Source organism: Leptospira mayottensis 200901116 (genome assembly GCF_000306675.2).
Lineage (GTDB): Bacteria > Spirochaetota > Leptospiria > Leptospirales > Leptospiraceae > Leptospira > Leptospira mayottensis.
Map to the genome: position 1 here is coordinate 1,217,501 of NZ_CP024871.1, position 25,850 is coordinate 1,243,350.

Annotated in this window: 18 protein-coding genes (1 of these 18 cut by a window edge); 7 read left to right on the top strand and 11 right to left on the bottom strand. The window is 40.1% G+C overall.

Annotated features, from left to right (window positions below; translation table 11 throughout):
- The 3 genes from LEP1GSC190_RS05410 to LEP1GSC190_RS05420 form a co-directional block, all read right to left on the bottom strand.
- Positions 1–997, bottom strand: partial view of a tetratricopeptide repeat protein gene (locus LEP1GSC190_RS05410; RefSeq protein WP_002762604.1) — the 5' portion only. The gene continues 215 nt to the left of window position 1, outside the view; only the first 997 of its 1,212 coding nucleotides appear in the window; its start codon is at positions 995–997; its stop codon lies beyond the left edge, outside the window.
- Positions 998–1,219: 222 nt separating this feature from the next.
- Positions 1,220–1,915 (bottom strand): acireductone synthase, encoded by a 696-nt coding sequence (mtnC, locus tag LEP1GSC190_RS05415; protein WP_002762679.1) that lies wholly within the window; start codon positions 1,913–1,915, stop codon positions 1,220–1,222.
- On the bottom strand, positions 1,916–3,304 hold the full coding sequence (locus LEP1GSC190_RS05420) for an MFS transporter (RefSeq protein ID WP_002762656.1): 1,389 nt from the start codon (positions 3,302–3,304) through the stop codon (positions 1,916–1,918).
- A 268-nt stretch (positions 3,305–3,572) separates the two neighbouring features.
- Here LEP1GSC190_RS05420 and LEP1GSC190_RS05425 point away from each other — a divergent pair, with 268 nt between their 5' ends.
- Complete coding sequence (locus tag LEP1GSC190_RS05425) at positions 3,573–4,532, top strand: alpha/beta hydrolase (RefSeq protein WP_002762658.1); 960 nt, start codon at positions 3,573–3,575, stop codon at positions 4,530–4,532.
- Positions 4,533–4,729: 197 nt separating this feature from the next.
- Here the strand turns inward: LEP1GSC190_RS05425 and LEP1GSC190_RS05430 are convergent, their stop codons facing one another.
- On the bottom strand, positions 4,730–5,728 hold the full coding sequence (locus LEP1GSC190_RS05430; protein WP_004279298.1) for a hypothetical protein: 999 nt from the start codon (positions 5,726–5,728) through the stop codon (positions 4,730–4,732).
- A gap of 127 nt (positions 5,729–5,855) precedes the next feature.
- Here LEP1GSC190_RS05430 and LEP1GSC190_RS05435 point away from each other — a divergent pair, with 127 nt between their 5' ends.
- From LEP1GSC190_RS05435 to LEP1GSC190_RS05445, 3 genes are all read left to right on the top strand, one after another.
- Positions 5,856–6,944, top strand: a complete 1,089-nt coding sequence (locus LEP1GSC190_RS05435; RefSeq protein WP_004279253.1) for an endonuclease/exonuclease/phosphatase family protein — start codon at positions 5,856–5,858, stop codon at positions 6,942–6,944.
- 189 nt (positions 6,945–7,133) lie between these two features.
- On the top strand, positions 7,134–7,592 hold the full coding sequence (locus LEP1GSC190_RS05440; protein WP_036035957.1) for a VOC family protein: 459 nt from the start codon (positions 7,134–7,136) through the stop codon (positions 7,590–7,592).
- A gap of 396 nt (positions 7,593–7,988) precedes the next feature.
- Positions 7,989–10,757 (top strand): TonB-dependent receptor plug domain-containing protein, encoded by a 2,769-nt coding sequence (locus tag LEP1GSC190_RS05445; protein WP_173380585.1) that lies wholly within the window; start codon positions 7,989–7,991, stop codon positions 10,755–10,757.
- Positions 10,758–11,453: 696 nt separating this feature from the next.
- Here LEP1GSC190_RS05445 and LEP1GSC190_RS05450 read toward each other — a convergent pair.
- The 6 genes from LEP1GSC190_RS05450 to LEP1GSC190_RS05475 are packed head-to-tail and all read right to left on the bottom strand — an operon-like array spanning position 11,454 to position 22,080.
- Positions 11,454–12,914 carry an adenylate/guanylate cyclase domain-containing protein gene (locus tag LEP1GSC190_RS05450; RefSeq protein WP_002762654.1) on the bottom strand — a complete coding sequence of 487 codons (1,461 nt, stop codon included), beginning with the start codon at positions 12,912–12,914 and terminating at the stop codon, positions 11,454–11,456.
- A gap of 23 nt (positions 12,915–12,937) precedes the next feature.
- On the bottom strand, positions 12,938–13,312 hold the full coding sequence (locus LEP1GSC190_RS05455) for a DUF1987 domain-containing protein (RefSeq protein WP_002722704.1): 375 nt from the start codon (positions 13,310–13,312) through the stop codon (positions 12,938–12,940).
- 2 nt (positions 13,313–13,314) lie between these two features.
- Positions 13,315–13,869, bottom strand: coding sequence for a SiaB family protein kinase (locus LEP1GSC190_RS05460; protein ID WP_002762672.1), 555 nt, complete (start codon positions 13,867–13,869; stop codon positions 13,315–13,317).
- 37 nt (positions 13,870–13,906) lie between these two features.
- Positions 13,907–19,261, bottom strand: a complete 5,355-nt coding sequence (locus tag LEP1GSC190_RS05465; protein WP_004279257.1) for an AAA family ATPase — start codon at positions 19,259–19,261, stop codon at positions 13,907–13,909.
- Positions 19,262–19,284: 23 nt separating this feature from the next.
- Positions 19,285–20,259, bottom strand: coding sequence for a ketoacyl-ACP synthase III (locus LEP1GSC190_RS05470; RefSeq protein ID WP_002762630.1), 975 nt, complete (start codon positions 20,257–20,259; stop codon positions 19,285–19,287).
- Positions 20,260–20,292: 33 nt separating this feature from the next.
- Complete coding sequence (locus LEP1GSC190_RS05475; protein WP_002762581.1) at positions 20,293–22,080, bottom strand: CoA-transferase; 1,788 nt, start codon at positions 22,078–22,080, stop codon at positions 20,293–20,295.
- A gap of 428 nt (positions 22,081–22,508) precedes the next feature.
- On the opposite strand from LEP1GSC190_RS05475, the gene LEP1GSC190_RS05485 reads away from it, so the two are divergent.
- From LEP1GSC190_RS05485 to LEP1GSC190_RS05495, 3 genes are all read left to right on the top strand, one after another.
- Complete coding sequence (locus tag LEP1GSC190_RS05485; protein WP_002762648.1) at positions 22,509–23,378, top strand: acyl-CoA thioesterase; 870 nt, start codon at positions 22,509–22,511, stop codon at positions 23,376–23,378.
- Positions 23,379–23,596: 218 nt separating this feature from the next.
- Positions 23,597–24,355: a glucose 1-dehydrogenase gene (locus LEP1GSC190_RS05490; RefSeq protein ID WP_002762598.1), complete on the top strand. Its 759-nt coding sequence runs from the start codon at positions 23,597–23,599 to the stop codon at positions 24,353–24,355.
- Positions 24,356–24,526: 171 nt separating this feature from the next.
- A complete protein-coding gene (locus tag LEP1GSC190_RS05495) occupies positions 24,527–25,345 on the top strand; it encodes a PP2C family protein-serine/threonine phosphatase (RefSeq protein WP_002762635.1) in 819 nt (272 codons plus the stop codon).
- On the opposite strand, the gene LEP1GSC190_RS05500 is transcribed toward LEP1GSC190_RS05495, so the two are convergent.
- Positions 25,320–25,847 (bottom strand): SiaB family protein kinase, encoded by a 528-nt coding sequence (locus tag LEP1GSC190_RS05500; protein WP_036035940.1) that lies wholly within the window; start codon positions 25,845–25,847, stop codon positions 25,320–25,322. The two genes, LEP1GSC190_RS05495 and LEP1GSC190_RS05500, sit on opposite strands and share 26 nt — an antisense overlap.
- Positions 25,848–25,850 lie beyond the last annotated feature (3 nt).

Genomic DNA, 25,850 nt, shown 5'->3' on the forward strand with positions numbered 1-25,850 from the left:
GTTTATTCGAGTCCTTAACGAGTTTTTCGGAAATTTCGAAATATGCGTCCGATCTTTTTCGATTTGTGGAAGCCCGAGCCGGAGTTTTGTCGGATTTGGATTTTTCCCTATAGAGATAATAGTAAGTTAAAGCAGAATTAATGAGAAGCTCTGGATCTGATCTAGTTAGTTTGAATGCTTCTTGAATGACCTCCATCGATTTGGAAAGTATGGACTGATTCTTAAAGCCTTGCGTTTCGTATTTGTGATTGAGGTAGTTTATGTATTCCGTATAAAATTCGAGTTCTTCTTGCGAGTTCGCGAATCGTTTCCGATTTTTCCAGGCCATTGAAAATTCCGATCCGGCCGATATATAAGCTTCTCCCGTTTTTTTATAGAGAAGTCCTAAGCGGAAATGGCCCATCGGCGAGGAAGGATCCAAGCTGATTGTATGTTTGTAAGCGCGGATCGATTCCGCGATTTCGTTTCTGGAAAAATGGTAGTCTCCTTTTTTTCTTTCGACGATCGCTGGTTCTATTTTTTCCGAAACCAAAGGAGCCGCTACCATTAGATTTTTATCCTTTACGAGTCCGAGATTTCCGATTCCCCTCGCTCTTTTACCGATAAAAGACGTTTGAAAGATGGACTTGATTTCGATTTGTGCGACGATGTTTCCGTTTTTGTAATTTTTATGATCAAAATCTTTTTCGATAAGATATAAAGTTTGTCCGACCCTGAGTCCAGGATCGAAATTGATTTTGATCGTAACCAAGTCGGCTCTCGTATCGACTCCGATGTCGAGATATTTGTTTTTTCCTTCTTCTTCGATCGGCTTCACTTTATCATAAAGTACGGTCTCGCCCACGAGAATCATCTTTTCTTTTTCAGGTTTGCCCGGTTCTCGGAAGGCGTAGACGAGTTCTCTTGAGTCTACTTTTCCGAAGGATGAGGTAAAAAGAAGGATTGAAAAAAAGATTCGCAAGGGTCTCACCTTATAAGAATCGGTCAATTTCTCCATCTTGCTTCGAAAAAAGATGTGCCTGGAATTGTCTTGGAACCGATTCAAAAATGATTTTTAGTATCCTGGAGACTTATTCCGACACAAAAAAAGAATTTTAGCGGTTAGATTTAGAAATGGATCACGAATCTTGTGTAATGTAGCAACACTAATCACAACTTCATCTTTGAAAATCGGAACTCTTTGCACACTTTCGTATTTTTAAACTAAACTTGGGTTGGTTTAAGGGTTGAAATCTTCGAAAGAAGAAATTTTAGGATGGGAATGTTTCGGTTGCGGATAATTCCCAGGACGTTCCAATAAGGTCGTTTTAAATTCCGCATTTTTTGCGGCGTCGGCTTCTTCCTTGATATCGGTGAAAAATAAAATTTTTTCCGGTGCGATTCCCAGTTGCTCCGCGATCCTTGAATAACTCGCTGATTCCTTTTTCCCTCCAACTCCAGTATCGAAGTAAGCGGAAAAATATCCGGTCAAATCTCCAAAGTCCGAATATTTAAAAATTAATTTCTGAGCCTCAATGCTTCCAGAGGAATATACGGCAGATTTCTTTTTGGCAGATTGAATTCTTTTTAAAAACGAAGGGACATCCGTGAATAGGGAGCTTTTCAGCTCTCCATTTTCGTAACCGCGTTTCCAAATTCTTCCCTGAATCTCTTTCAGAGGTCCGCTCTTTCGGTCCACGGAAACGAGATATTTGCAATAATCGCTTAAATTCTGAGGAGAATCTGTTAGTTGCCCCGAATACGTGGAATCATGTTTTCCTTCTTCAAGTAATTTTTCGATCCATTCTCTCTCAAGAGAGTTCGATCGAAAAAAAGTTTCGAACTTCCCAATAGAATACGGAAAGAGAATTTTATGAACGAATTCGATGGGAGTTGTGGTCCCCTCGATGTCGAATAGATAAATTTCGAAGTCCAATTAGATCGCCCCTTTGATTTTTTCGGCTTCAGAAGCTAGATAATCATGCACGTTTTTTTCGTCCTTTTCAAAATTTTTCAATACAATCAACCAGAATAGTGCACAGGGAATCCAAAAAAGAACAGAGATGGAAAGCCCTAAAGAACGGTCTTGCGGAGTCAGACCCAAAATCACCGCACTCATCGCTGGTCCAAGGCCCTTTCCTAAGTCGTCGGTGAGATTATAGAGAGCAAACATGCTACTTCTGTTTTTCGGAATATTCACATTCATTAATGTAGCTCTCACGTTCGGTCCAGTGACGGATATGATAAAACCCGTGACGATGTTGATTACGATAAAAAGTCCTGAATTTGCGATATCCTCCGCTTTTAAAAGATAGATACAGGGTGAAACTCCAATCAATATGCTGGACATACAAAAAATAGGAAGATATCGTTTGTTATAGTTGTAAATTTTTTGTCCGATGACTCCTCCGAAAAATGTTCCGGCAAACACTCCTATTGCCGCATAAGTAAGAAGCATCGTAGCTGTCGCTTTGTCTAGATGATAGGAAGTTTCGTAATAATCCACTAAGAATACGAAAAAAACCCCCCAGGGAACACAACCTGGAATTCCCTGAAGAAAGATTCCTACGTTCGTTTTATTTCTGAAAAGGAGTCTAACGTCATTCCAGCGAAGATGAAAACTTTCTTCTGGGAATTTCTCCGCGATTCCATACCATTCCGTTTCTCCTCCGCCTCGGATTGGTTCCTTGCAGAAGATCCAATAAATGACCGCAAAAAAGAAAGAAGGAATAGAAAGGTAGATAAAACTCATTCTCCAACCGTTGATCGGATCGGCGTTTCCTAAAACTCCTCCGAGAAGTTGACCGACTCCGAGACCGATTCCCATCGAGAGAGAAACATAAGCGGCGGCTGTGGATCTGGATTTGTCCGAAAAATAATCTCCGAGTACCGTAAAAAGAAGCGGAAATATTCCTCCAAGACCGAATCCGGTAAGAGTTCTATAGATTACGAATTCAGAATAGCTGGTCGCAAATCCCGAAAGAAAGCAGGGAATTTCTCCTAAAAATACGGAAAAGATGATGAGGGTTTTTCGCGAATACTTCTGGGATAAATAGCCCATACTTACGGAAACGGCTCCGCCTAAGATGAAGAATAGAATCGGAATAATCCCTCCGATATACCAATCTACATCTTTCTGATTATTAAGGCCGAAAGAAGCTCCGATGTTTTTTAAGTTAGGCGCGATTAAATTTTGATCTGCAAAAAGAAAGAAGGCCATTCCCATAATCATCCAAAATGCTAAAATCGAGTTCCATCCGTGATTCGCCAATTCTTCCAGTCCAAAAAAGCGAAGAAGACTTTTCTCTAAGGGTCTTTTTTTCATATTTTCTCCGGTTTTATATGAAGTTTGATTTTTTCCTTTTTTAGGAAGCGAATCCAAACAATGAAGAAAGTGAAGTAAAACTCAAGGAAACTTTGAATTTGATTTCGGAATTTGAGATGCCTTGTTACGAACTGCACAACGGGACATGGATCCGTTTTAAAAAAATGACGTCACGATGAAAAAAAATCATTTTTGAACAGTTCTATAATATTTAGTTGACCCGTATCATTTTAATGATTCTTTTCTCTCAAATAAATCGGTATTAACAATGACTTTTAATCACAAAGAATTTTATATTTTATCCAGTTCTGATAAATCAAAATTGTACTGCCAGTCCTGGACGAAACCAAACTCCAATCGATTGGTGATTTTTCACCACGGCTTTGGAGAACATAGCGGGCGTTATGCAAACTTGCTCCGTTATTTTGCAAGAAGCGATATTAATTTTTATTCTTTCGATATGAGAGGTCACGGTAATTCGGAGGGAAAAAGAGGACATGCGGATTCTTTCGATTTATATGTGAGAGATCTGGCGGATTTCGTTTCTGAGGCTTTTAAAAGAGAGGAGAAGGAGCGTTTTTTTCTTTTGGGACATTCGCTCGGAGGAGCCGTTTCGCTTCGGTATTCTCAGGAGGGAATTAATCAGGATAATATTCTGGGTCTGATTCTAGGTTCTCCTGCGCTAATAGTGAAAGTGGATTTTAAAAAGAAACTTAAAAAGTTCGCAGCTAGTTTTTTAAGTAAAATTTCTCCTTCCCTCATCGTGGACGCGGAATTGGATTTTCAATATCTTTCTCACGATCCGGATGTGATCGAGGCCTACAAACAGGATCCTCTCGTTCATGGAAAAATTTCCCTCAAGATGGGAAGCGAACTTTTGGAAATCGGGCCTAAACTGATCAAAAAAGCAAACGTGCTTCGATGTCCGGTTTTGATTCTTCACGGTCAGGAGGATGGGCTTGTGGACGTAAACGGTTCTACGGAACTTTATAAAAATCTAATTTATAGAAACAAAAGAATCAAGATTTATCCTGGACTTTATCACGAGTTGATGAACGAATTTCCGGAACACAGAGATGTGGCGCTAAATGATATCCGGACGTTTTTAGAAACCATTCAGAGGGAAAAGATAGACTCTGATCTTAAGGATTCTTCCTTAAAGATGAAAAAGGAAATTCCGACTTCACAGAAAAAGAGAAACGAGAAAAACGCGGTTTCGAATCTTTAACGTTTTTGAATTTTTTGTTTGTTCTCGAAAATTTTTTGCGGAAAATTCGGGATGTGACATCTTTTTATCTCAAAGATGAGTCATCCTAAGTCTACCTCCGTTTTTGTGCAGTTTCGAATAGATTTTTTTGAAAGTTTTACGGATGTCGTAACGAATCCGAAGTGAAGTTCTTTTGAAGTAAGTTTTTAGAAACACCTTTAGTTCTTTCTAAAAACGAAAATGAAAGAAAGAGTAAAAAGAAATCCTAATATAGCTATTAACCCCAATAAAGAGCGTTCCGTGGACCAGGTTCCGTTTTCTATCTTCCGATCGACTCTTTCCGTGTCTGCAATCGGCGCCCCACCCGAGACTGAGATGGAAATTTCGTATTTAGGGGAAGGATAGTTTACCTTGAACGCTTTCATGTCGGAAGGAACGTCTTCTTGAATTCTTTCCTGTTTGGATGCTCCGATAAAAGAAATTTCCATGTCCTGAGGTTTTGAAAAGACGGCTCTAAAGCCTTCTTCTTTTTCGGCGAGCATCCTATCCTTGAACGTGACCGTGGAAAGATTACTAGCGGGAATCGTATAAGAAATTTGTAATTCCGAACTTCCAGGAAGAATCGCTCTATCCAATAATTTTCCGTTCGCGCCATCCTTGAGTTGAAGGGGAATTGCCATTTTCGATTCTCCCTGAGTCAACTGGCCGACTACGTCACTTGCTTCGGAAGGAACAAAAATTTCGAAAGGATTTTGCTCGTCCTGAAAACTTTTAGGAGGAATCGTATTGTTAGATATTAAATAAATCTTAAAGACTCTTAGGAAGTTTCTCCCTCTGGAAATTTGCATGGCGGATCTCGTTCTCACGAACGATTTTTCCTTTGTCTTTTCATATACAACAATTTCCTGAACTCCGGAGCGAAGGACAGGAACCGGAGGAACCATCTTGTTGTAATTGATTCCTGCGTACTTCGCTTGAAGAAGGATGGGCGTCTGATCTGGAACGGAAAGTTTCGGGACGATAAAAGAACCTTTTGAAGGTCCAATTTCTTTAATAGGAATCATCCCCTGTTGAAGGGCTATAATTCGAAGAGATTCAATGTTGCCTTCTTTACCGGTGGTTCCGTTTTTGATACGGATTTTAAGTTCGAGTTCTTCCGAATTGACGGATGTTTGTACTATGAGGATTAGGAATAAAATCGTAAAGAATGTTTTCATCTTCAGTTATAAGGCCAATTTTATTTCACCCTTTCAAAAAGAAAATCCTTTACACTCGCTTTTCTTTCCCTAATTTTATTCTCTTTAAACGTATGTCTTTCGCTTGATAGTTCTTTAGGAGATAATGATGGGTTGGTTGAAAAAAATCGCAGCTATATTCGGAATTCTTTTCGGTTCCTTTTTGATTTTGATCTATTCGATCACGTATCATCCAGATCAGGCAGAACCTGCGAATATTCTTTGTAACGAAAACGCTCCAATCTTGAAAGCGAATTCTAAGATCAAACTTTTAGTCTGGAACGTACAATATCTTGCCGGAAAAAAAAGAGTTTTTTGGTACGATCTACCCGAAGGAGACGGACCGGATGTTGGGCCTTCCCGAGAGGAGATCGAAGAAACTCTCAAAAAAGTAACTGACTATATCCGTTCGGAAAATCCGGATGTGATCCTTTTACAGGAACTTCATGATGGATCCAAAAATACGTTCGAAGAGGATCAACTGGAAAGAGTTCTTTCTCTGATCGGACCCGCCTATATGTGCAGGAGCGAAGCTTTTTATTGGAAATCCTTTTTTGTTCCCCATCCTAAAATTTGGGGTAGTGTGGGGATGAAGCTTGCGACGATCAGTAAATATAAAATTTCCGACGGAATCCGGCATTCTTTACCGCTTATGCCTGCAGATCCTATCTCTACCCAATTCAATTTAAAAAGGGCAATTCTTCAAAACGATTTACCGATTGAAGGCGGTGATAAGTTTACTGTGTTGAACACGCACCTCGACGCATTTTCTCAAGGAACAGATACGATGCGCAGTCAGGTGGAGACGATTGCCGGCCTTTTGAAAGAGCTGGATCTTGCAGGACATTATTGGGTGTTGGGAGGGGATTTTAATTTACTTCCTCCCGGGTTCGATCGAAAGCTTATGCACCCTAACGGCGCTTTCTTTTATTCGGATGAGCAGGAAATCAAACCTCTCTTTGATCGATGGAACTCTGCTGTTCCATTCAATATTTTGAATGGAGCTGGAAGAGAAAAATATTATACGTATTATCCGAACGATCCGGCGATTGGAAAACCGGATCGGACGATTGATTATATTTTTTATTCTTCCAACTTAAAACAAACAGGATATAAAGTGGATCAGGGAAAGATACTTTGGACCGTTTCGGATCATTTTCCCCAAATCGGAATATATCAAGCACTCCATAAAGAATGAAATAGTTGAAACAGAGGAACGTAAAAGTTTAATGTTTCTTTCTATAGAGCGAAAACATGACGGAGATTTCTTGTAAAAGTAAGGATTAACGCTCCTATACAAATAGAGCGTTTACCAATTAGGATTGCCAAACCAAGAAAGGATAATTCTTTGGACGAAAGAATTCATCAAACTTGGAAAAAGACGGACATGAGACCTTTTAAGATATTGGGAATCCAACAGATTGCAGTGGGCGGAGAAGACAAACAGAAACTCGAAACTTTTTGGGTGGATATTCTCGGACTTGAAAAAACAGGAACGTTTAAAAGCGAAAAAGAAAACGTAGATGAAGATATACTCAAAATGGGCAAGGGTGCTTACGCGGTCGAAGTCGACATTATGCAACCGATCGACTCGAATAAAAGTCCTAAGGTTCACGAACCGAAACTCAATCATATCGGACTTTGGGTGGACGATATTTACAAGGCCGTAGAATGGCTAACTGCAAAAGGGGTTCGTTTCACTCCGGGCGGAATCCGTAAAGGCGCCGCGGGATATGACGTATGTTTTATTCATCCGAAAGGAAATGAAGAATTTCCATACTCGTCTGAAGGTGTACTTGTGGAACTCGTACAGGCTCCTGCGGATGTAATTAAGGCCCTCGGCTGATGTCGCATGAAGCATTTTGAATATTCATTTTTTTGCGGATAACAAAAAACTGTCCTACTGATCCCTATAAAATAGAGTACCGTTAATTTGAGCATAAATCCCGCGTTTGATGAAGAATTTTAGACACTCTATTATCTAGAGATGAGCAAAGCTTTAGGAAACTCGTAGTTTATGATTTTCAATTTCGATGGTATTATTGCTTTTAGATGTGTTCTTTTTCGGACATTTTTGAAATAGTTCTTACTAAAAACTTTCAAAAGACCTCTCTTTTATTCTATAAGCGCTGATTTTTGTAGACTTGAGAACTATTAGACAAATTAGTTGTTCGTAAATTGCTGCTTTGTATTTTATTTTTCCGAATTTTTGAAATCACACGAAAAATAAGCGTGGCCTATTATGCCTATACGGAAATTGATAATTCCAATTTTTATTCTTTTATCCATCAGCTGCTGGGCGCAGTTTATATTTTCTAAAACTCCAATCCGTTTAAAAATATCAACAAATTCTAAATCGGATATTCCCGTGCAGCTGATACTTCGGGGAAAGGATTTTGAGAAGAATATTTCTTTTTTCGAGTTTAAAGAAATTACGATAGAGTTACCGGATCGGGGAAATTACGAAGTGGTTCTAATCTGGAAAAGCGGCTTTACGGAAAAAAGAACGGTTAATGCGACTCAAGAAAATTTTAGTATAGAATTCGTTTCTAATCCTAATGTTTCCGAGAGAGCGATTAACGTAACTGCAAAAAAACCGGAAGCTCCTCCAAACTATACGCTGAATCAGGAAGACGCGGTTCGAATGCCCGGAGGTTTTGGAGATGCGCTCAAAGCAGTTCAATCCATGCCGGGGATTTCTCCTATGTATCAGACGTATACCGGAGCCAGTTTTCAATCCGCGATTCAAATTTTTAGTCAAGTAAATCCGAACAAACCTGATAAACCAAATGGTGAAAAAGGTTTTTTAGTGATGCGTGGAGCTGGGGCTCGTGCAAATCAGTTTTATTTTAACGGTTTACCTATGAGTTATCCGTTTCACGCGGACGGACTCACTTCTGTAATTAACAATAACGCGATTCGTTCCTTAGAGTTGTATTCGGGTTCCTATTCTGCGAGATACGGATTTGCTACGGGAGGAATTGTCAATATAGAGGGATTTCAAAAAAGGGATTCGAATTTGTCCGTCGCTCATTTGAACGCTTTTTTAACCGATGTATACACGTATCGCAATATTACAAAAGATTTAAACGTTTCCGTATCCGGTAAGAAATATTATCCAAACGTCATTTTTGGAAGGGTTCCCAATTTGATTCCTGCGGAAACCTTTTTAGCGGATTATAACGATTATCAGGCAAGAATCGGTTGGGATATGAACGAAAATCATTCCATATCGTTTCAGACTTTCGGTGCAAAGGATAAACGTTATCCATTTAAGGAACTCGGTCAATACGATCCTAAGGAGGCCGCTCGATCGTTTGCCAGTCCTCCGTCCGCAGCGGACGCCGCGAGATTGGATCGCATTTTTAGAACCGACGGAATTCAGCATATTTGGAAACCTAAAAGTTCAATTACAAATACGTTTAACGTTTCTAGAAATTATTTCAACGAGGTTATTGAAAGCGGTTTGGATCTGTTGGTTTTTGACATCGCCAAAATAGCTTATCCGCCTTCTTTGTATAAAAGGGTTCAAACGATTCAAAACGAATACTTTAACGATCTAAGACAGATAGAAAATGTTTCCGAAATAGAATTGTTAAAACGAAATTGGAAGGTTGTTTTCGGCGGCCAGTATAGAGAGGTAGACATCGGTTACAAGGGGAAGGTTTCTCAGATGGATCTGGACCCTACGTATAACTTCATCCATCAACAGTTATTCAATTCTTCGGATGTAAAATCCGTTTTGGAAGGGGATTCCGTTAGAACTAGACAGATTGGTACTTTCTTTGAAAATAGGCTTAGGTTTTATGATTTCAATTTAAATCTAGGAGTAAGAAGGGAATATTATGATAAATCGAAAGAGTGGAAAACGGCTCCTCGAATTGGGATCAGTAAGGAGATTGCTTATACGCAATCTAGGATTTTTGCGGGATATGGCAGGCACTTTCAAGCTCCTGCGGACGTGAGTCGATACTCCGTTAGAACTGGAAATCCTAAGCTGAAAATGGAAGAATCCGATCACGCCGAAATCGGTTGGGATCAGAAAATAGGAAATTCTTGGAATATTAAAATAGAAGGATATCAGAATACATTTTCTAATCTTTCCGTTGCGGACCCTTATGCAATGGATCCTTTTTCTAAAAACAGAGATCTAGTGCGAGAAAGTTTGGATCCTTCTGCCGACTTATCTTTAATTAGGCGTTCTAATTTAAACTATTCTAATTCGATGACCGGTTATTCTCGCGGAGTAGAAGTTTTTGTCAAAAAGGAACCTTCAACTGAGTCCGGTTTGTATGGATGGCTTTCTTATACAAAATCGATTACGAAAAGAAACCGTAATTTACCTGAATTGAATCGGCAAGAATATTCCTCTTGGCTTGCTGAAAGTTCGGCAAAAGAATTGATTCATCAGGAAAATGCGGATCACTATTACGCAAACTTTTATAGAGATGGTAGTTATGATGTTTTGTTCAAAAAATCGAAAGAAGAGTTATACGACTTTGATAGAACTCATATGTTCAATATGGTGATTGGTTGGAAGTTCGGCGAGAAGGGTCAAATCGGTTTAAGAGCTACGTATTTAACGAATTATGCATATACTCCTGTGGTTGGATCCAAAATTAGCACTACTCAACAGATTCTTTCTGAGCTATTTCCTTATCTTCCTCAGTTTTCTTCAAGTTCGAACTCTAGTCCTTCTGGTTTTGCTCTCTACCAACCGGTTTATTCAGACATACCTCGGTCCGCTAGACTTCCTCATTATCAGCAATTCGATTTAAGATTTGATCGTTTTATTCCTACAAGTTGGGGGAGAATGACTCTGTATTTGGAGCTTGTGAACATTACCGGAAGTAGGATTGCAGTGAGCGCGGATACTTTCAATCCGCTTTTTCCAGTTGTGCCTGGAGCTAATCCGGAAACTCGATATATTTATTTAAACGGATTACAATCTTTAAGAACTGAGAAAAATAAAATTCCTTATCTCAATTTTGGAATTGAATTAAGATTTTAAACGAAATGTTTAGATTTTTTGAACCCGTACCGTACGTAAAGTGCCTATGATTTTATATCGATCCGTCTTTCACTTTAGAATAGAGTTGTTGAAAATTGATTCTTCATCTGTTTCTATTTTCAGGAAATGGTTGATCGAAGCAGTTTGTGAATCTTCACTATGGAATTTTTCAACAACTCTAATATAGATTTGATTAATAATCTTAGATTTAATTTGGGAACTTGTCCCAAAACTTTGGAATCGTAAGAACTCCGATAAGAGTGCACGAACAATAAAATCTGTTCGAAAACCCGTAAATTATTAAAGAGCCATAATCCGTGGGAACTCCTACGTTTTCGCTTTATTACGAACTTTTGGAACCGATCTCTTTTCTCAGGTTTTGGGACAAGTTCTTAGGTTTGATGCAATAAAATGAGAATGGACTTTTCTAAAATCATTCAAATCTTTTGGGTGGTTAAGTGAGGCGGTGTAAAATTAAAACCTTAGAACTCTATGAGAGTTAGCAACGATAAAATCGTTTAAAAATTCATCAATGCCCGAAGGACGTAAACTGTGTGAACTCCGGCGGGTTCATTACAAACCTATCGAATGATTAAAACTGGTTTCTTTTAAGGTTTTGGTGCAGACTCTTAATACAAAACGAGCGGCGGTTTGAGGTTTTTTTGAAAAGAGTTTAGAATAACCTGTTTAAAAAGATTACTTTTTACCTAAAAGAAAAAAAGTTCTCATTGGGCCTTTACCTTTGACTTCGATGATACCCCTATCTTCAAATGTGAATAAGTCCTTAAGGGAATCGTAAACCATTTGAGAGCAATGTATTTTGCCGGGTTCTCCGTGGGATTCCATTCTAGAAGCCGTGTTCACGGAATCGCCCCAAAGATCGTAAACGAATTTATTTTTACCGATTACCCCAGCGACTACGTCTCCTGTATGTATGCCGATTCGAATATTAAATTCGTATTTCCAAGATTTTTGAAGATTTTTAAGACCTTGGATCATATCAATTGCGGCTAACGCGATTTTTTCGGCGTGATCTTCGGTTACGATTGGAATTCCGCCCGCCATCATATAACAATCGCCAATTGTTTTGATTTTTTCGAGATGGTATTTGCTTGCGATGTCATCGAAACAAGTGAAGATTTGGTTCAAAATTTCAACCAGCTGGTTTGGGGTTGGGATTTGTGTGGAGAGTTTGGAAAAACCGACTATATCCGCAAACAGAACCGTGGACTTCTTAATGTAATCCGCGATTACGCTTTCCCCAGCTTTTAATCTTTCTGCGGTCGATTTAGGAAGGATATTGAGCAAAAGACTTTCCGACTTTTGTCTTTCTTTTTCCAAACCTTTGTTTAACATATTAATTTCTTCCAAAGAATCTTTGAGTTCGCGGTTTCTTTTGGAAAGGGTCTTGTATGCGTCTGCGTTATCCACTCCGATCGCGACGTAATTGGCAAGAGTCCTTAAAATATTGAGTTTGTTTTCGTTGAATTCGTTTTTGTTGTAGCTCTGGATCGTAAGAATTCCGATGAATCTTTCTTCTACCTTCAAAGGAAGATAAACCACCGAACTTATCTTTTCTCCGAAATGTTTTTGAATGGTAGAAATATACTGAGGAAAATCCTTTTCTAAATCGTTCGTAATCAATTCTTGATTGTTATGATAACAAAAGGAAGAGGGATTACCTTCGGTAAGAGAATCCACCGAAGGCGCGGGAGTATAACGTCCTTCGATCAAATTGAATTTATATTTGATTTCGTTTTTGCCTTCTTCAATGATCCCGAATGCGAGAATATCTATGGAGAGCATGGACTTCGTGTTTTCATATACAGAAGTCAGGATGATCTTGGGTTCTAGACTGGCGGTGATCATCTGGCCGATTTCGCTTAACTGCTTTAGATTCTGATAGGAAGATGCAAGTCTTTGATTGGAATCCTGCAGTTCCGTTTGAGTTTTAATCAGACGATTCTGAGTAGAATCCCCGATCTTCATGAGTTTGGAAGACTGCTTTAAAAGAGATTCGTAAGCCTCTCTGATTTTTTTCAGCTCTTTTAAAAGAGCTTCCTGTTCAAGGGGTTCTTTTTTATCTAAGATTTCATTGACTTCGCTTAATAATTGAAATTCGTTTTCAAAAAAAGAATTGAAGTCCTTAGGTTCCATATAACTTTCTAAAACAATCCATGTTACTTATAGGACTTGAGCTCAAATGGAAGGGAAAGATCGGATGAAAATTCCTCTCCTGTCTCTTGCATATCATCGTCATCCTCTTTATATAACCAGAGTACTTTTACCTTGCCGTTTTGGTCGTGGTATTTTTGGAGAGAATCTAGAATATCCATGATCACTTTAGACGAACTCGTATTGAAATAATCTAACTGAAATTTTACTTGAACCTGCGATTTTGAATTCATCATCGCGTTTAACCAATCGAATACGGGCTTGTAAAATGCGATCGCATTTTCAGGATAAGATTCTCCGATAATTTCGATCAATCCCTGTTCCGTGTCTAAGATGACTTCTGGAGAGGTTTTGGTCTGCTGAATATGCAGTGATTCCATTCTTAGTTTTCCTTTGTAAAATATACAGAAAGTGTGAAGAACGAGTGTTTGTCGTCCACCGGCGAGATATCGTAGGAAAGAGGTCCGTCCGACTTTCTTGCAATATCGATTAAACCTACACCCGCACCTTTACTTTCTTCGGGTCTGTTTGAGCGCAATTGTCGTTGGTAATAAGCTTTTAACTCATCCCTTGACATAGAATTAATTTTTTCGCAATTGTTTTTTAGTGATTCGATTTTTTCATTTAATACAAGATTTCCCGCTGAAATATTATAGCCAATCGATTTTTCATCAACCATAATGATACCAACGCCGCTTTCTCTTCCATCTTCGAGGACTTTTCTTTCCGCGGAATAGTGTAACATATTCTGGGCGAGTTCAATAAAAACTGCAAAGATTTTTTTAATTTTCGATTCAGTACTTAAGGAAGTTCGGATCATCGAACCGAATTCCGTCAGAACCTCTTGCGATAAACGACCTTTGAAGGAAACAATGAATTGATAATCATAGGCATTTCTATATTGTTTAAACAATTCTAGGGAATTATTTTCTATCATTTCGTTTTAATATACTCCTGTAGTTTTGCTTGTTTGATCAAATTCTAAATCCAATCAAAGTTATGTCGTCTCTCTGGACTTCTCCCGCTTGATATTCATCCAAAAAGGTGGACAGCCTTTCCTTTTGTTCGTGTGCGGGTAAAGAGAGAACGCTTTCTAAATGCCTTATCAAACCTTTGCTCGTGATTCTTTGTCTTTGGGGATTCGGTTGATCCATATATCCGTCTGTTGTGAGGTAAAACATTGTGGATTTTCCTTTTTCCAATTTTACTTCACGAGTGGAATATGTTCTGGAATCCTCTTTTTGTCTTCCACCAATCGAATGTCTGTCACCTTTGATTTCTTCGATTTTGTCACCTTTTGAAAAATAGAGCGGTCTTTTAGCGCCAGCGAACAGCACTTTATCCTCGTCAATCCGACAGAAACAAATATCCATTCCATCTAACGAGTTCGCGCCTAAAGTGTCTTGTTTTAAAGCTTGTCGTACATTTCGGTTTAAATGTTCCAGAACTTTTCCTGGATCTTTGATTCCCGCCTCGTTTACGATCTGGTTGAGTAAGGTGTTTCCTATCATGGACATTAATGCGCCGGGAACCCCATGTCCAGTACAATCGACTGCCGCAAGGAAAACGGATCCTTCTTTTTTGCTAAACCAGTAAAAATCTCCCGATACGATGTCTTTCGGCCTGAATAAAACGAATTGTTCGCGTAAGCTTTTCGCGAGAGTATCATCCGAAGGAAGAATCGCCTGTTGAATATTCAAAGAATACGTGATGCTATCCGTAATACGCTGATTCTTAAGTTCTAGATCTGCATTTGCTTGGGCCAATTCTCTGGTTCTTTCTCTGACCTTTTCCTCCATATTCGCATAAAGTAATGCGTTATCGATGGAGATTGCAGCTTGAGAAGAAAGGATATTCATAATCTGAAGCCGATCCGAAGTAAAGGCTCCTTCCGAAAGATTATTTTCTAGATAGAGAATTCCGGAAATTTCCCCTTGTTTGATGACCGGTGCGCAGAGAATCGATTTCGTTTTAGAATTTTTGATATATTCGTCTTTGTTAAACTTTTCGTCCTGATTTGCGTTTCTTAAGACAAGGTTTTCCTTGGTTCTTTCCACGTAATAGATGAGGGAGATCGGAAGATTTTTGCTGCTGCCAAGAGGGATTCCGGTCAATACCTCCACGTCGTCTTTGGAAATCGAACCTTCGGCTTCCACATAGAGTTTCCCTTCTTTTTTCAAGATGAGCACACCTCTTTGGGCTCCAGCGTTTTCGATAACGATTTTCATCAATTTGTCCAGGAGATTTTCTAGTTTGATCTCTCCGGAAATCGCTGTAGAACTTTTTAATACAGATTGAAGATCCAAGGTCTGGCCCGAATAAACTTCGGTTGCGGCCGCTGTTGTACTGGAAATCGTTCGATGGGTGCGCAGTATTCCCGTTCCTCTTTCGCGAATAAATTCCGGAAATTTGGATTTGAGCATACTCTGTTTGAGATTGGCTCCCCAAAGTCCGTAACGATGGAATGCTTCGTTGATGAATTCTCCTGCGATCTTGACGCTGCCTTTGGATAACCAGAACATCGCGGCGTTCTCGCAGGCGAGAGCTTCGTCGTTTTGAAACTCGTTCTTCCTCGCTTCTCGAATTGCGGCTTCGTAAGTCCTTGCGGCTTTCCAGTTTTTGTATTCTAGTTTTGCTAATTCCGCATCTACGAGTAGATATTTGTGGTAAAAGTTCTCGGGACAACTTTCGGCTAGTATGAAAAGTTGTTTCTGATTCTCCTGAATCTTTTTTAAATATTCTTTCTTGAGATCGGGGGAAACTTTTTTGTAATTTGCGGCCAGGGCGAGGGAATATAAAAAGTTGTGTTCCAGCGGACCATATTGACCTCCGAGATAGAGAATCATTTTATTCGCTTCTTCCGCTTCTTGAAGTGCGAGTTGATGTTCTCCGTACATTAAAAGAGAACGAACCTTCATCACTTTAAAGGTGCAGATCGGAGCCAAACTTTGATGGTCGTTGCAGAGATCGATATATTCTTTTTCCAGATATTCGTTTGAAGAGAAGTCGAGATGACTTTCGGTTTCCCCTCTTAAATTGGAAAGGATAAGAATGGTTCCGAGGATCGTATCAATCGCAAGATTGTTTTTTACTTTTCTTACGAACTTGAGAAGCTGATTGATCTTTGGTTTCAGAATTTCTAGGTTCTTACCTTGAAACATTACGTTGGAAGCGTCATTCATCGCGGCATAACTTCCGTGTAAAAATTCTCCGGAATCCAAAGCGGCTTGGACGCACTTGATGTTGACTTCTTCGGAAAACTTGAGGTGTTTTACAAAAGAGGAGGAATAATTCGCGAGGATGTTCGCCGCTTTGGTATATCCGCCTGAATTCATATATTTCTCGCTGAGTTTTACCGCGAGTTCGCAGAAGTCGTATGCGCCTTTATAATCTCCTAGTTTTCCGACGAGCACCATTCCGTAGCAGGAATATCCGTACGAATCGGAAAGGTTTCCGTATTTCAATAAAAGGTTCGCCATCTTTAAACAGATTACTGGGAAAAGAGCGGGTTCCTTATTGTAAGCCATCGGAATAGCACTGATCAAAAGATTCACTGCCCAAATATGATTCGGGTCCGTCATTAGAGGGGCGTCTAACAAAGATGTTATGTTTCTATTTTTGAGATTCTTTTTTGCTTCTTCGATTTCTTTTTTCGCCACCTTTTCAAAACCGGAAATCGGGAGTTCGATTCCCAAAGGTTTTAAGGCCTTGATTACGGTTGGCATTGCGAGATCGTATTTACCTTGGGCGGAATATTCGATCATCAGCAAGTTGTAAGCTTCCGCTTGTTCCACGGGAGTTTTTGCCTGCTTTAGAATATTCTGAATCATCTCCTGGGATTCTTCGAAGTTTCCATTGAGGTAAAGAGCTTCGGCGAGTTCTTTGTGAACCGCATAAGCAAGGTCGTATTCTTTCTCCCAAAGTCCCTTATCGTCTTTACCCGATTTGGAAAGAGAGAGTAAAAGTTCTCTCGCTTTTTCCGAATACAACTTTGATGGTTTGTAGGCCGCGGAGAGTTTCGCTTTTTGTGCGGCTTGAAGATTCAACTGTATTAATTTTCTTTTTTCGGAATTTTCCGTAATGAGCGAAGAACCGGTGTTTAAGTGGTTTACCACGTCAAAGATCGAATCTTCCAAAGTTTTTTCGTTTGAGTTTTCCAGAAGAATTCTGCCGATCTTAAGACGTAAGGATCGTTTTTGATCCTCGCTCAAAAGTTCGTAACTCGCTTGTTGCACTCGATCGTGTTGAAAGCGGAATTGAATTGACTTCGCGGTTTGGAAATTCTTATCCTGATTTTCTTCTATCTCTACCATGGAATCTACGAGTCGGTAGTTGTCTCCGATCGGAACGATCAATTCCTCTTCCATGGTTTCTATAAGTGCCGCCGCGGTTTCCTTCAAAGTCGCGCCCAAAATTTTGGATTGGATTGCGAGATCGAAATTACTTCCGATACAGGATGCGAGTTTTAAAGTTTCCTGGGTTCTATGGGATAGCTTCTTGATTCTTTTTACGAGAAGATCGACCACGTTATCCGAAATGTCCGTCTTTTTGATCTTATCGAGATCCCAGATCCATCCTCCCGAGCTTGCGGAACTTCCTTGTTGATAAGAAATGACTTCCTCTTTGGACAATTGTTTCAGCAGTTCGTTGATGAAGAACGGATTTCCTCTTGTTTTCGAATATACGATTTCGGCGAAACTTAGTGTTTCTTCGATCGGCTTGCGTAAACTGTCCGACAAAAGTTCGTTCACGTTTTCCAAACTTAAAGGTTTGAGTAGGATTTTATCTAGACGAAATCCTTCTTTTTCCAAACCCGTTATCAGAGTGGAAAAAGGATGTGTAGAGTCCACTTCGTTATCTCTATAAGCTAATATCAGAAAAATATAATTTACGGAGGCGTCTTCGATTAGATTCTTGACAAGCTCCAGAGAAGATGTATCGGCCCATTGTAAATCGTCCAAAAAGATAGCAAGTGGATGATCTTGGTTGGCGAAAGTTTTTATAAAATTCTGAAATACCAAATAAAAACGGTTCGCGTTTTCCTGAGTTCCTAACTCTGCAACGGGAGGCTGTTCTCCGATGATAAATTCGAGTTCTGGCAAAACGTCGGTTATAACTTTTCCGTTTGCACCTAGAGTGGTGCGAATTTTGTTTTTCCAGTCTTCGATTCTTTCCGGAGATTCCGTTAGAATTTGTTCGATCAGATTGGAGAATACTTGAATGATTGCACTGAAAGGAACGTTACGATTATACTGATCGAATTTTCCGGAAATGGAATAACCTTTCGATTCCGTAAGAGGTTTGTTGATCTCTTTGACGAGAGAGGATTTACCGACTCCGGAATAACCCGCTATCAGGACTACGCTAGTCCTTCCGGTTTCCGTCATGCGTTTGAATTCGTTTAACAACGCTTCGATGTATCCCTCTCTTCCGTAGAGCTTTTGAGGAATTTTGAATTCGTGAGAATAATCCGTGGAGCCAAGCGGGAAACTGGGAACGTCTCCTGACTCCAGCCATTTGTCTCGGATGATCTCCAAGTCCGATTTGAGTCCTTCCGAGGTTTGGTATCTTTCCTCCGCGGTTTTTGAAAGAAGTTTTAATACGACATGAGAAAGGGCTTCCGGGATTTCGCCGCGGACTTTACGCGGATCGACCGGGGATTTTGCGAGATGAAAGTGGACTAGTTCCAGGAGGTCTTCGCTTTCAAAGGGAAGTTTTCCGGTGAGAAGTTCATAGAAAGTGACTCCGAGGGAATAAAAATCGCTTCTGTAATCCACGGAACGATTCATCCTGCCGGTTTGTTCCGGAGAAACATAGTGGATACTTCCTTCGAGGCGGTTTGGATTGGACCAGGAAGTTTCTTCTTTGGAGAGTCGGGTGGAAATTCCGAAGTCTACGATTCTTAAAATGCCTTCATCCGGATTGAATATGATGTTATCTGGTTTTAAATCTTTGTGTATTACTTTTTTATTATGGATTTCTCCAAGTTTTTCTGTAAGATCGATCGCGATTTTGAAAAAGTCGTTTAGGTTAACCGGTTTCTTTTTGGAAAACTGTTTGAGTGATTCCCCAGGAACAAATTCCAAGATAAGTGTGAAACCTTCCGGAATTTTTTCCATTCCGAAGGCTTGAATCATTTTGTCGGATGAGAGATAATTCAGAATTTCGTATTCGTTTCTCAAATTTACGACAGCAGGATGCAACTCGTCCAGGATTGGGATGTACTTAATGATTACGTTGATTCCATCCTCCGATCGTACGGCCTTATAAACCTCCGTGGACGAGTCCGTGTTCATTCTTTCTTTTATTTCGTAACCTTCTATTTTCATACGTATCGATGTTCCTATTTCGTTTAGAGACGGAATAAGAGCCCTCCCCAATAAAAACCACCTCCTACGGCGGGGGCGAGGAATAAATCTCCTTTTTTAAACTTTCCTTTATAATAATATTCTGATAATACGATCGGGATGGATGCGGCGGAAGTGTTGCCGACCTTTTCGAAATTCATAAGAATTTTTTCTCTCGGAAACTTGGTCCTTTTGAGAACGTCTTGAACGACTACGTCCGTTCCGGGATGAGGAACGACCCAGTCCACATCGTCTATGGTAAGACCGTTTTTTTCCAAAAGCAGGTCCATGGACTTGAGAGTGAGTTCTGCCGCTTTGCTCACGAGTTCGGGATAACTTTTCACGTAACTTGTCGGTGGCGGTCCGGTTACGATGATACCTGAAAGGTCACCGTCGTCTTGCAAAAAGGAGTCGATGATTCCGAAATTTTTATCTCCCGTGTATTCTAAAAAAACACCTGCCGCGGCGTCTCCCGCGGTAAATTCTCCATAACCTCCCATTCTGGTTCTGACGGAGAATCGTTCGCTTCCGATAACAAGAGCGTTTTTAAATTTGTTCGTTCCTAAATATGCGGATGCCGTTTGAACTCCATGAACGAAACCAGTGCAAGCCGTACTAACGTCGAAAGCGAGGGCGTTTTTAGTTCCGGAAAGTTTCGATGCTTGGGGGGCTAGATCGGGAAGGTAATAACGATCAGTCCAATTCGCGAGAATGTAAAGATCCACATCTTCCGGTTTTTTTCCTGCGTCTTTCAGAGCCATTTCTGCTACTTTCGAAGCCATAAACATTGCAGTTTCGGTTTCATTGGCTCTTCTTCTTTCGTTGACTCCTATATTTCCGATCACTGCTTTTTCGGCGGGATGCATTTCCGGAAATTTCAAACGGGAACGAATTTCCTCGTTAGTCACGATTCGTTCCGGAAGATAGTGACCGAAGCCGGTAATTCTGATTCCGTTCGACGTTTGATTTTTTCCGCTCATAAGGGGCCTCTAATAAATTCGAATTTCATTTTATTATGGAAGTCTTGTATATACCATAAATTGTTCTATGTAAATCTTTTCCGGATCTAATTCTCGTAAAACGGTGAGTTCTTCTGCCGTCACGGGAGGTTCTTGTTTCAGAGGAATGTCTTCGTCTGGGGGAAGCCAAGAAGTGTAACGTAACACTGCTTCTTCCGGTTCCATTTCTTCGTCGGAAGGAGGGGAGATCCAGTGAGAGAATTCGAAAACGTGATCCGAATTTGGTTTTCTTTGAAATCTTCCGAATTGACAGACCGCTTCCATTACTCGGTCTCCGACAGAGGTGATGTAGTTTACGTGTTTTACAAACCTTCCTCGATTGGCTTTTGCGACCACGATACAATCTGCGACGGCCGCGATGTCGTTGGCTCCTCCTGAACCCACTAGGAATTTGCCCTTGGACGTTTTTGTGGAATTGATATTTCCGAACCAATCTACTTCCGCCGCACCTAAAACTCCGAGGCAGTGGTCGGGAACAACGGTTCCTAAAATACCTGTGATGTCGGAGAGCATTGTGCAATTTTTAGCGTGTAATTGACTAAAAAGAAAAACGTCTCCGGTATGAGGTTTCATCGAAAAAAAACCAAGCTCGGTGACAACTTTGACTTCGATTCCTTCTTTTTCCAAAAATCGGGCCGCGGTCCAAGCCGAGATATGAGCTGCGCCGATTCCCGCTAGGATTGTTTTATAGCCGTTGGTTTTGACGTATTCTTGGATTGCTCTTGCCGCGAGGATGATCATCTGCTCTGAGTCGTTTACCGTTTTTGGATTCTCCAATTTGACGGCTTTGTTTTCTTCGGGAATACTTTTTAATCTCTTAAGACGAGTACTTCCCAGACGTTCCAGATATTCCTCGTGGCCGCCTTTTAAGTTTACAAAGTTTGCATACCATTTGTCGGCCCGAGAAGGTGCGTTTGCAGCTTCGTTGGCCTCGATCTGAAATTCATAGTCGTCCAAGTATGTGGAAAGTCCTTTGAATGCGGGAATTCCCGGAAGATTATAGATTCGAAGGGATTGAGGATGTGCGCCGAATTCCGCGACGGAAAATGCTCTTACCCGATTTCCCGGAATCGTAACGATTTCTGCAGGAATGGAACCTCTGGGAACGATTTTTTCCACAGTTGCGATCACTCCTTCTTTTGCCGCAAAAGCTCCCCAATAACCCTCTCCGCTGGGAGGACAGAGAACTAAGTTTCCTTCCTCATCTCCGACTACCGCGTGCAAAAGAGTAAAGTCCGGATTTAAGGGAAGAATGTATGCGAGGTCCACTCCTTTTTTGCCCTTATAATTTGGAGAATAAGAGCCGTTTGTACTAACGGGATAGTGTCCGGGATCTGGTAATAAAAATGCGGTTTTGCCTAGTTTATCTAAAATGAGATCGCTTCCTAAAAGAGAGTTTGTGATAAAACCTGGAAGACGCATTGCGCCCGCCATCAGTCTTTGAACGATGCTGAGAAGGGACCAAAGTTCCAGTTCAAATGGTTTTCCTTCTAGTAAATTAGAATATAATGAATTAGGAGAAGGTTTCGGATAATTATCGCCTGCAAAACCAGTAATCATTTTTTTTACGATCTTTGCGATCGTGAGGGCGTGTGCGCTGGAATGAATTCCCGCCATGCTAATCACGAATTCGGGATTCGAATTTTGGAAACAACGGGCGAGGGAATAGATAAGCGCATTGGGTCTGGACATGGTCGCCGAAAGATGTAAATACATTCCCGGGCTCACCATTTCTCGGATCATCTCATCGGGGTTTTTAAAGATCTTCGCATTTTTTTCCAATGATTTTTATTCCCTGGGTAATACGGACGCGACGAATCCTTCGTCTCTAAGTTTGGACGAATCTTTCTTGTTATAGCCCTACGAGGAAGTAAATCGTTATAAAAAAATTTCTTCTTTTAAAATTATCAAATGTTTTTATACAATTCTTTTCTCGGGCAGACGCCGAATGAATTTAAGTGTACTATAACGATAGAAAGTTTTAATTTTGAGAATGCCATAGCAAGAACTTTTTTATAAATTGAAACAAAACTCGGGTCCGATTCAAGACGAGTATTCCGATAACCGAAATTAAAAATGAGAAAGAACAGAATCTTTCCTTGAAGACTTTTTGTTGGAAAGATTTTTTTTCATGTCGAAGAGGAAAAGGTAAATTCAAATAGTATAAAATGATCTTATGTCCCAAATACTTGTGGTATAGTCGATAAACGATGACAGAGATACAGATTGAATTTCCGGAAAGGTATCATTTTTCAACGGAACTTTCCATACGTAAAACAGATCTTGCTCTGGATATTCACGTGTCTTTTGCGTCCATTCTCGATATTGTGATGGAAGCGCATCTTCAGTTTTTTCAGTATCTTGGTTTTTCCGTCACGGATATTTACGGAAAGAGTATCATATTCGCGAATGCTGGAATTCTCTATCAAGGGGAACTACTCTATAACGATCGAGTCAAGATCGATGTCGTATTGGACAATCTACAAGAAAAAGCTTTCGATCTTACGTTCCGTCTATCCAAGGATCAAAGAAGAGAGAAGGTTGCTCTCGTAAAAATCCGGGTTTTGTTCTTTGACTATTCTATTCGTAAAGTAGTGCCTGTTCCCGAAGGTTTTAGAAAAATTTTTACCGAAGAAAAAATTCCTTCTTATTCTTCTCCACCAGTCGGTATTCAGGAAAAAACCGCATTGAAGAGCGCGACTCAGATTTGGAAATTTGATAAATTGGAAGTATTGCGTCTTGCTCATGGCCTAATTCTAAAATTATATGCACTTGGAAATAAAACGGATATGTCTAGAATCAAAGAACATGGATCTCTTCTCGAACATATCCGCTCGATCTCAATTCTTTTACCTGTTCGAATTGCCGGGGCTTGGGGAAGTAGAATTCTCTCGGAAAAGATCAAAAATATTTTAAAAGCGAAGGTGCATCTTGAGGAGCTTAGGTACCTTTTGATTCTTGTGCAGGATTTAAGGATTTATTCCATCGAAAGGGAATTATCTGATCTGGAAATCATCAACGGACATCTAAAAAAATATCTTATCCGAGTCCGAAACGGAAAGACGAGAAAACTGATCTAAAGTCGAGTTCCGATTTGAATTCTTGTCTCGGTGGGATTTTTTTTTGGTTATTTAGGTATATCTCTTTTCTGAGAACGAGGGCTTAAAGTAGAATCATCTCGAAATACGAATAGTTGCTTGAGACGCGAATTACGGGAAAATCTGATTTTTCGGATCAGCTTGGAAAAAATTTTTACAATAAATTCTAAAATCCTAATATAATATTCGGAGAAAGTACCATGAAAAACAAAGTCGCCGTGGTGACGGGAGGAAGTACCGGAATCGGAAAAGCCATCGTAAGCGAATTCGTTTCGAAAGGTGTCAAAGTCGTATTTTGCGGTCGTAGATTGGATGAAGGAAAAAAGCTGGAGTCCGCAATTCGTTCTCAAGGTGGAGAAGCGTATTTTGTAGTTTGCGATGTGACTTCCGGAGAACAGGTTCAAAAGGTGGTTGATACCGCTTTGGAAAAATTCGGAAGGCTGGACTTTGGGATCAACAATGCAGGAATCATGGGACTTAATCATCCCCTGCATGAGTATCCCGAAAATATTTGGGATAGTGTGGTGAACGTGAATCTCAAAGGGACATGGCTTTCGATGAAATACCAGATTCCCGAAATGGTTAAGACCGGAGGAGGGGCGATCGTGAATGTTTCTTCTATATCTGGAATTAACGGGGTTGTCGGGATCAATCCTTACGCTGCGGCAAAACATGGAGTTATCGGACTTACAAAATGTGCGGCCTTGGAATATGCAAAGAGGAATATTCGGATCAACGCGATTTGTCCGGGTGCAGTAAAGACTGAAATTTTAGACGAACTTTTTCATCTCGCAAAAGATCCGACAGAAGCGGAAAGACAACTCGTAAAATTACACCCTATTCATCGGATCGCCGCTCCGGAAGAAATCGCAAAGACTGTGATCTGGCTTTGCAGTGAGGATTCTTCTTTCATCACGGGGACTGCAATTCCAGTCGACGGCGGATATTCGGCAAAGTGAAAATTCTTCAAAAAATCTTTGAACTAGGTGTTTTAAAATGAAAATAATGATGAGGCCACCTGTTTATCTTAAAAAAATCATTTAACAAAGATTTCTTCTTGAACTTTGCTATCAATGACACATATTTATAATATAAATTTGAAGATTATTTCAATTTAGCAGTATTTTTTCATGATTATCAATTATTTTGGAATTACGGAAAAAGGAAATTTTCGTTCGCATAACGAGGATTCAATGTACGTATCCGGAGAAATTGTGGCCGGAAACGTTTCGGGTTCTTTTTCTTCTTCCGGAATTCGAGATTCTGCGGTGACTCCTCTGATTTTTGCCCTTGCAGATGGGATGGGTGGACATATCTCCGGAGAAGTCGCCAGTCGTATGACGCTTGAAAAACTCGCATGGACGGAAAGAGCCGTTCAACCTTTGGAAGAATTGCCGTACGCTGGTTGGCAAAGTTTATTCAACATCATCAATCATGAAATCAATGATCACGCTAAGGCGACCGGAAAACTGGGAATGGGGGCCACGTTAGTCGGTATCTTGTTCGGAAAAAGAAAGGTACTTGTATTTAACATGGGAGACAGTAGGGCTTATCATTTTTCTTCCAAAGGAATCCATAAAATTACGGTCGATCATTCTTTTGCGGGCACTATCAAAGGAAACCAGATCTCTAGGAGTTATATCACGAGTTGTATCGGAGGGGGAACTACGGATCTTCAGATGGATCTTTTCGACATCACGAGTTCTCTCAACACAGGGGATCGAATTTTGCTTTGTACGGACGGATTGACGGACGTCATCAAAATAGATGATTTGGAAGAGATCTTAAAAAACTCATCTAACGTAAAAGAGGCCTGCTATCATCTTTTGGAGGAGGCCAACCTGAGAATGACGAAGGATAATACTTCTATAATCGTGATCGAAGTTCAGGGGATGATGTTTGCCCGTTCCGAACCTCGAAAACTTACCCCAAGCGAAAAAAAACTGTAAGGGTAAAAAAGAAGTTTCCGTTCGGAGTTTTTTCGAAAGACGATCGGAATGGAAAATCAGATTTTCTTAATATTTCTAGAAAACCCAAACCGGCACCTTTGCTGTACTTAGGCCTTTCTCCCTTGATTTTCTCCAAATACAATTCTTTTACTTCTGCTTCCGTGAGGGATAAAAAGTGATCTAATTTTGTTTGTAAGGAAGCTGCGGTTTCTGGACTCAAAAAATTTGCGGTAGAGAGCTTTAAAATATGATCTTTTTCTTTGACTAAGATCAAACCGACTCCGTAACCTCCTTCTTTTTCTAAAGAATAGTGGCTTACGTTCTGAACCATTTCCACAAACACATTTAGGATCTTGTTCTTCCGTTTTTCGTTTGCAATTCTATTCTTAAGTATTTGTGTAAGATCTCCTAACATTTCATGTGTCACTACGCCCTGGTAATAGAGAACCGATCTTAACTTTTTTAAATAATCGTATTGTTTATACAATTTGTCGAATCTCATTCT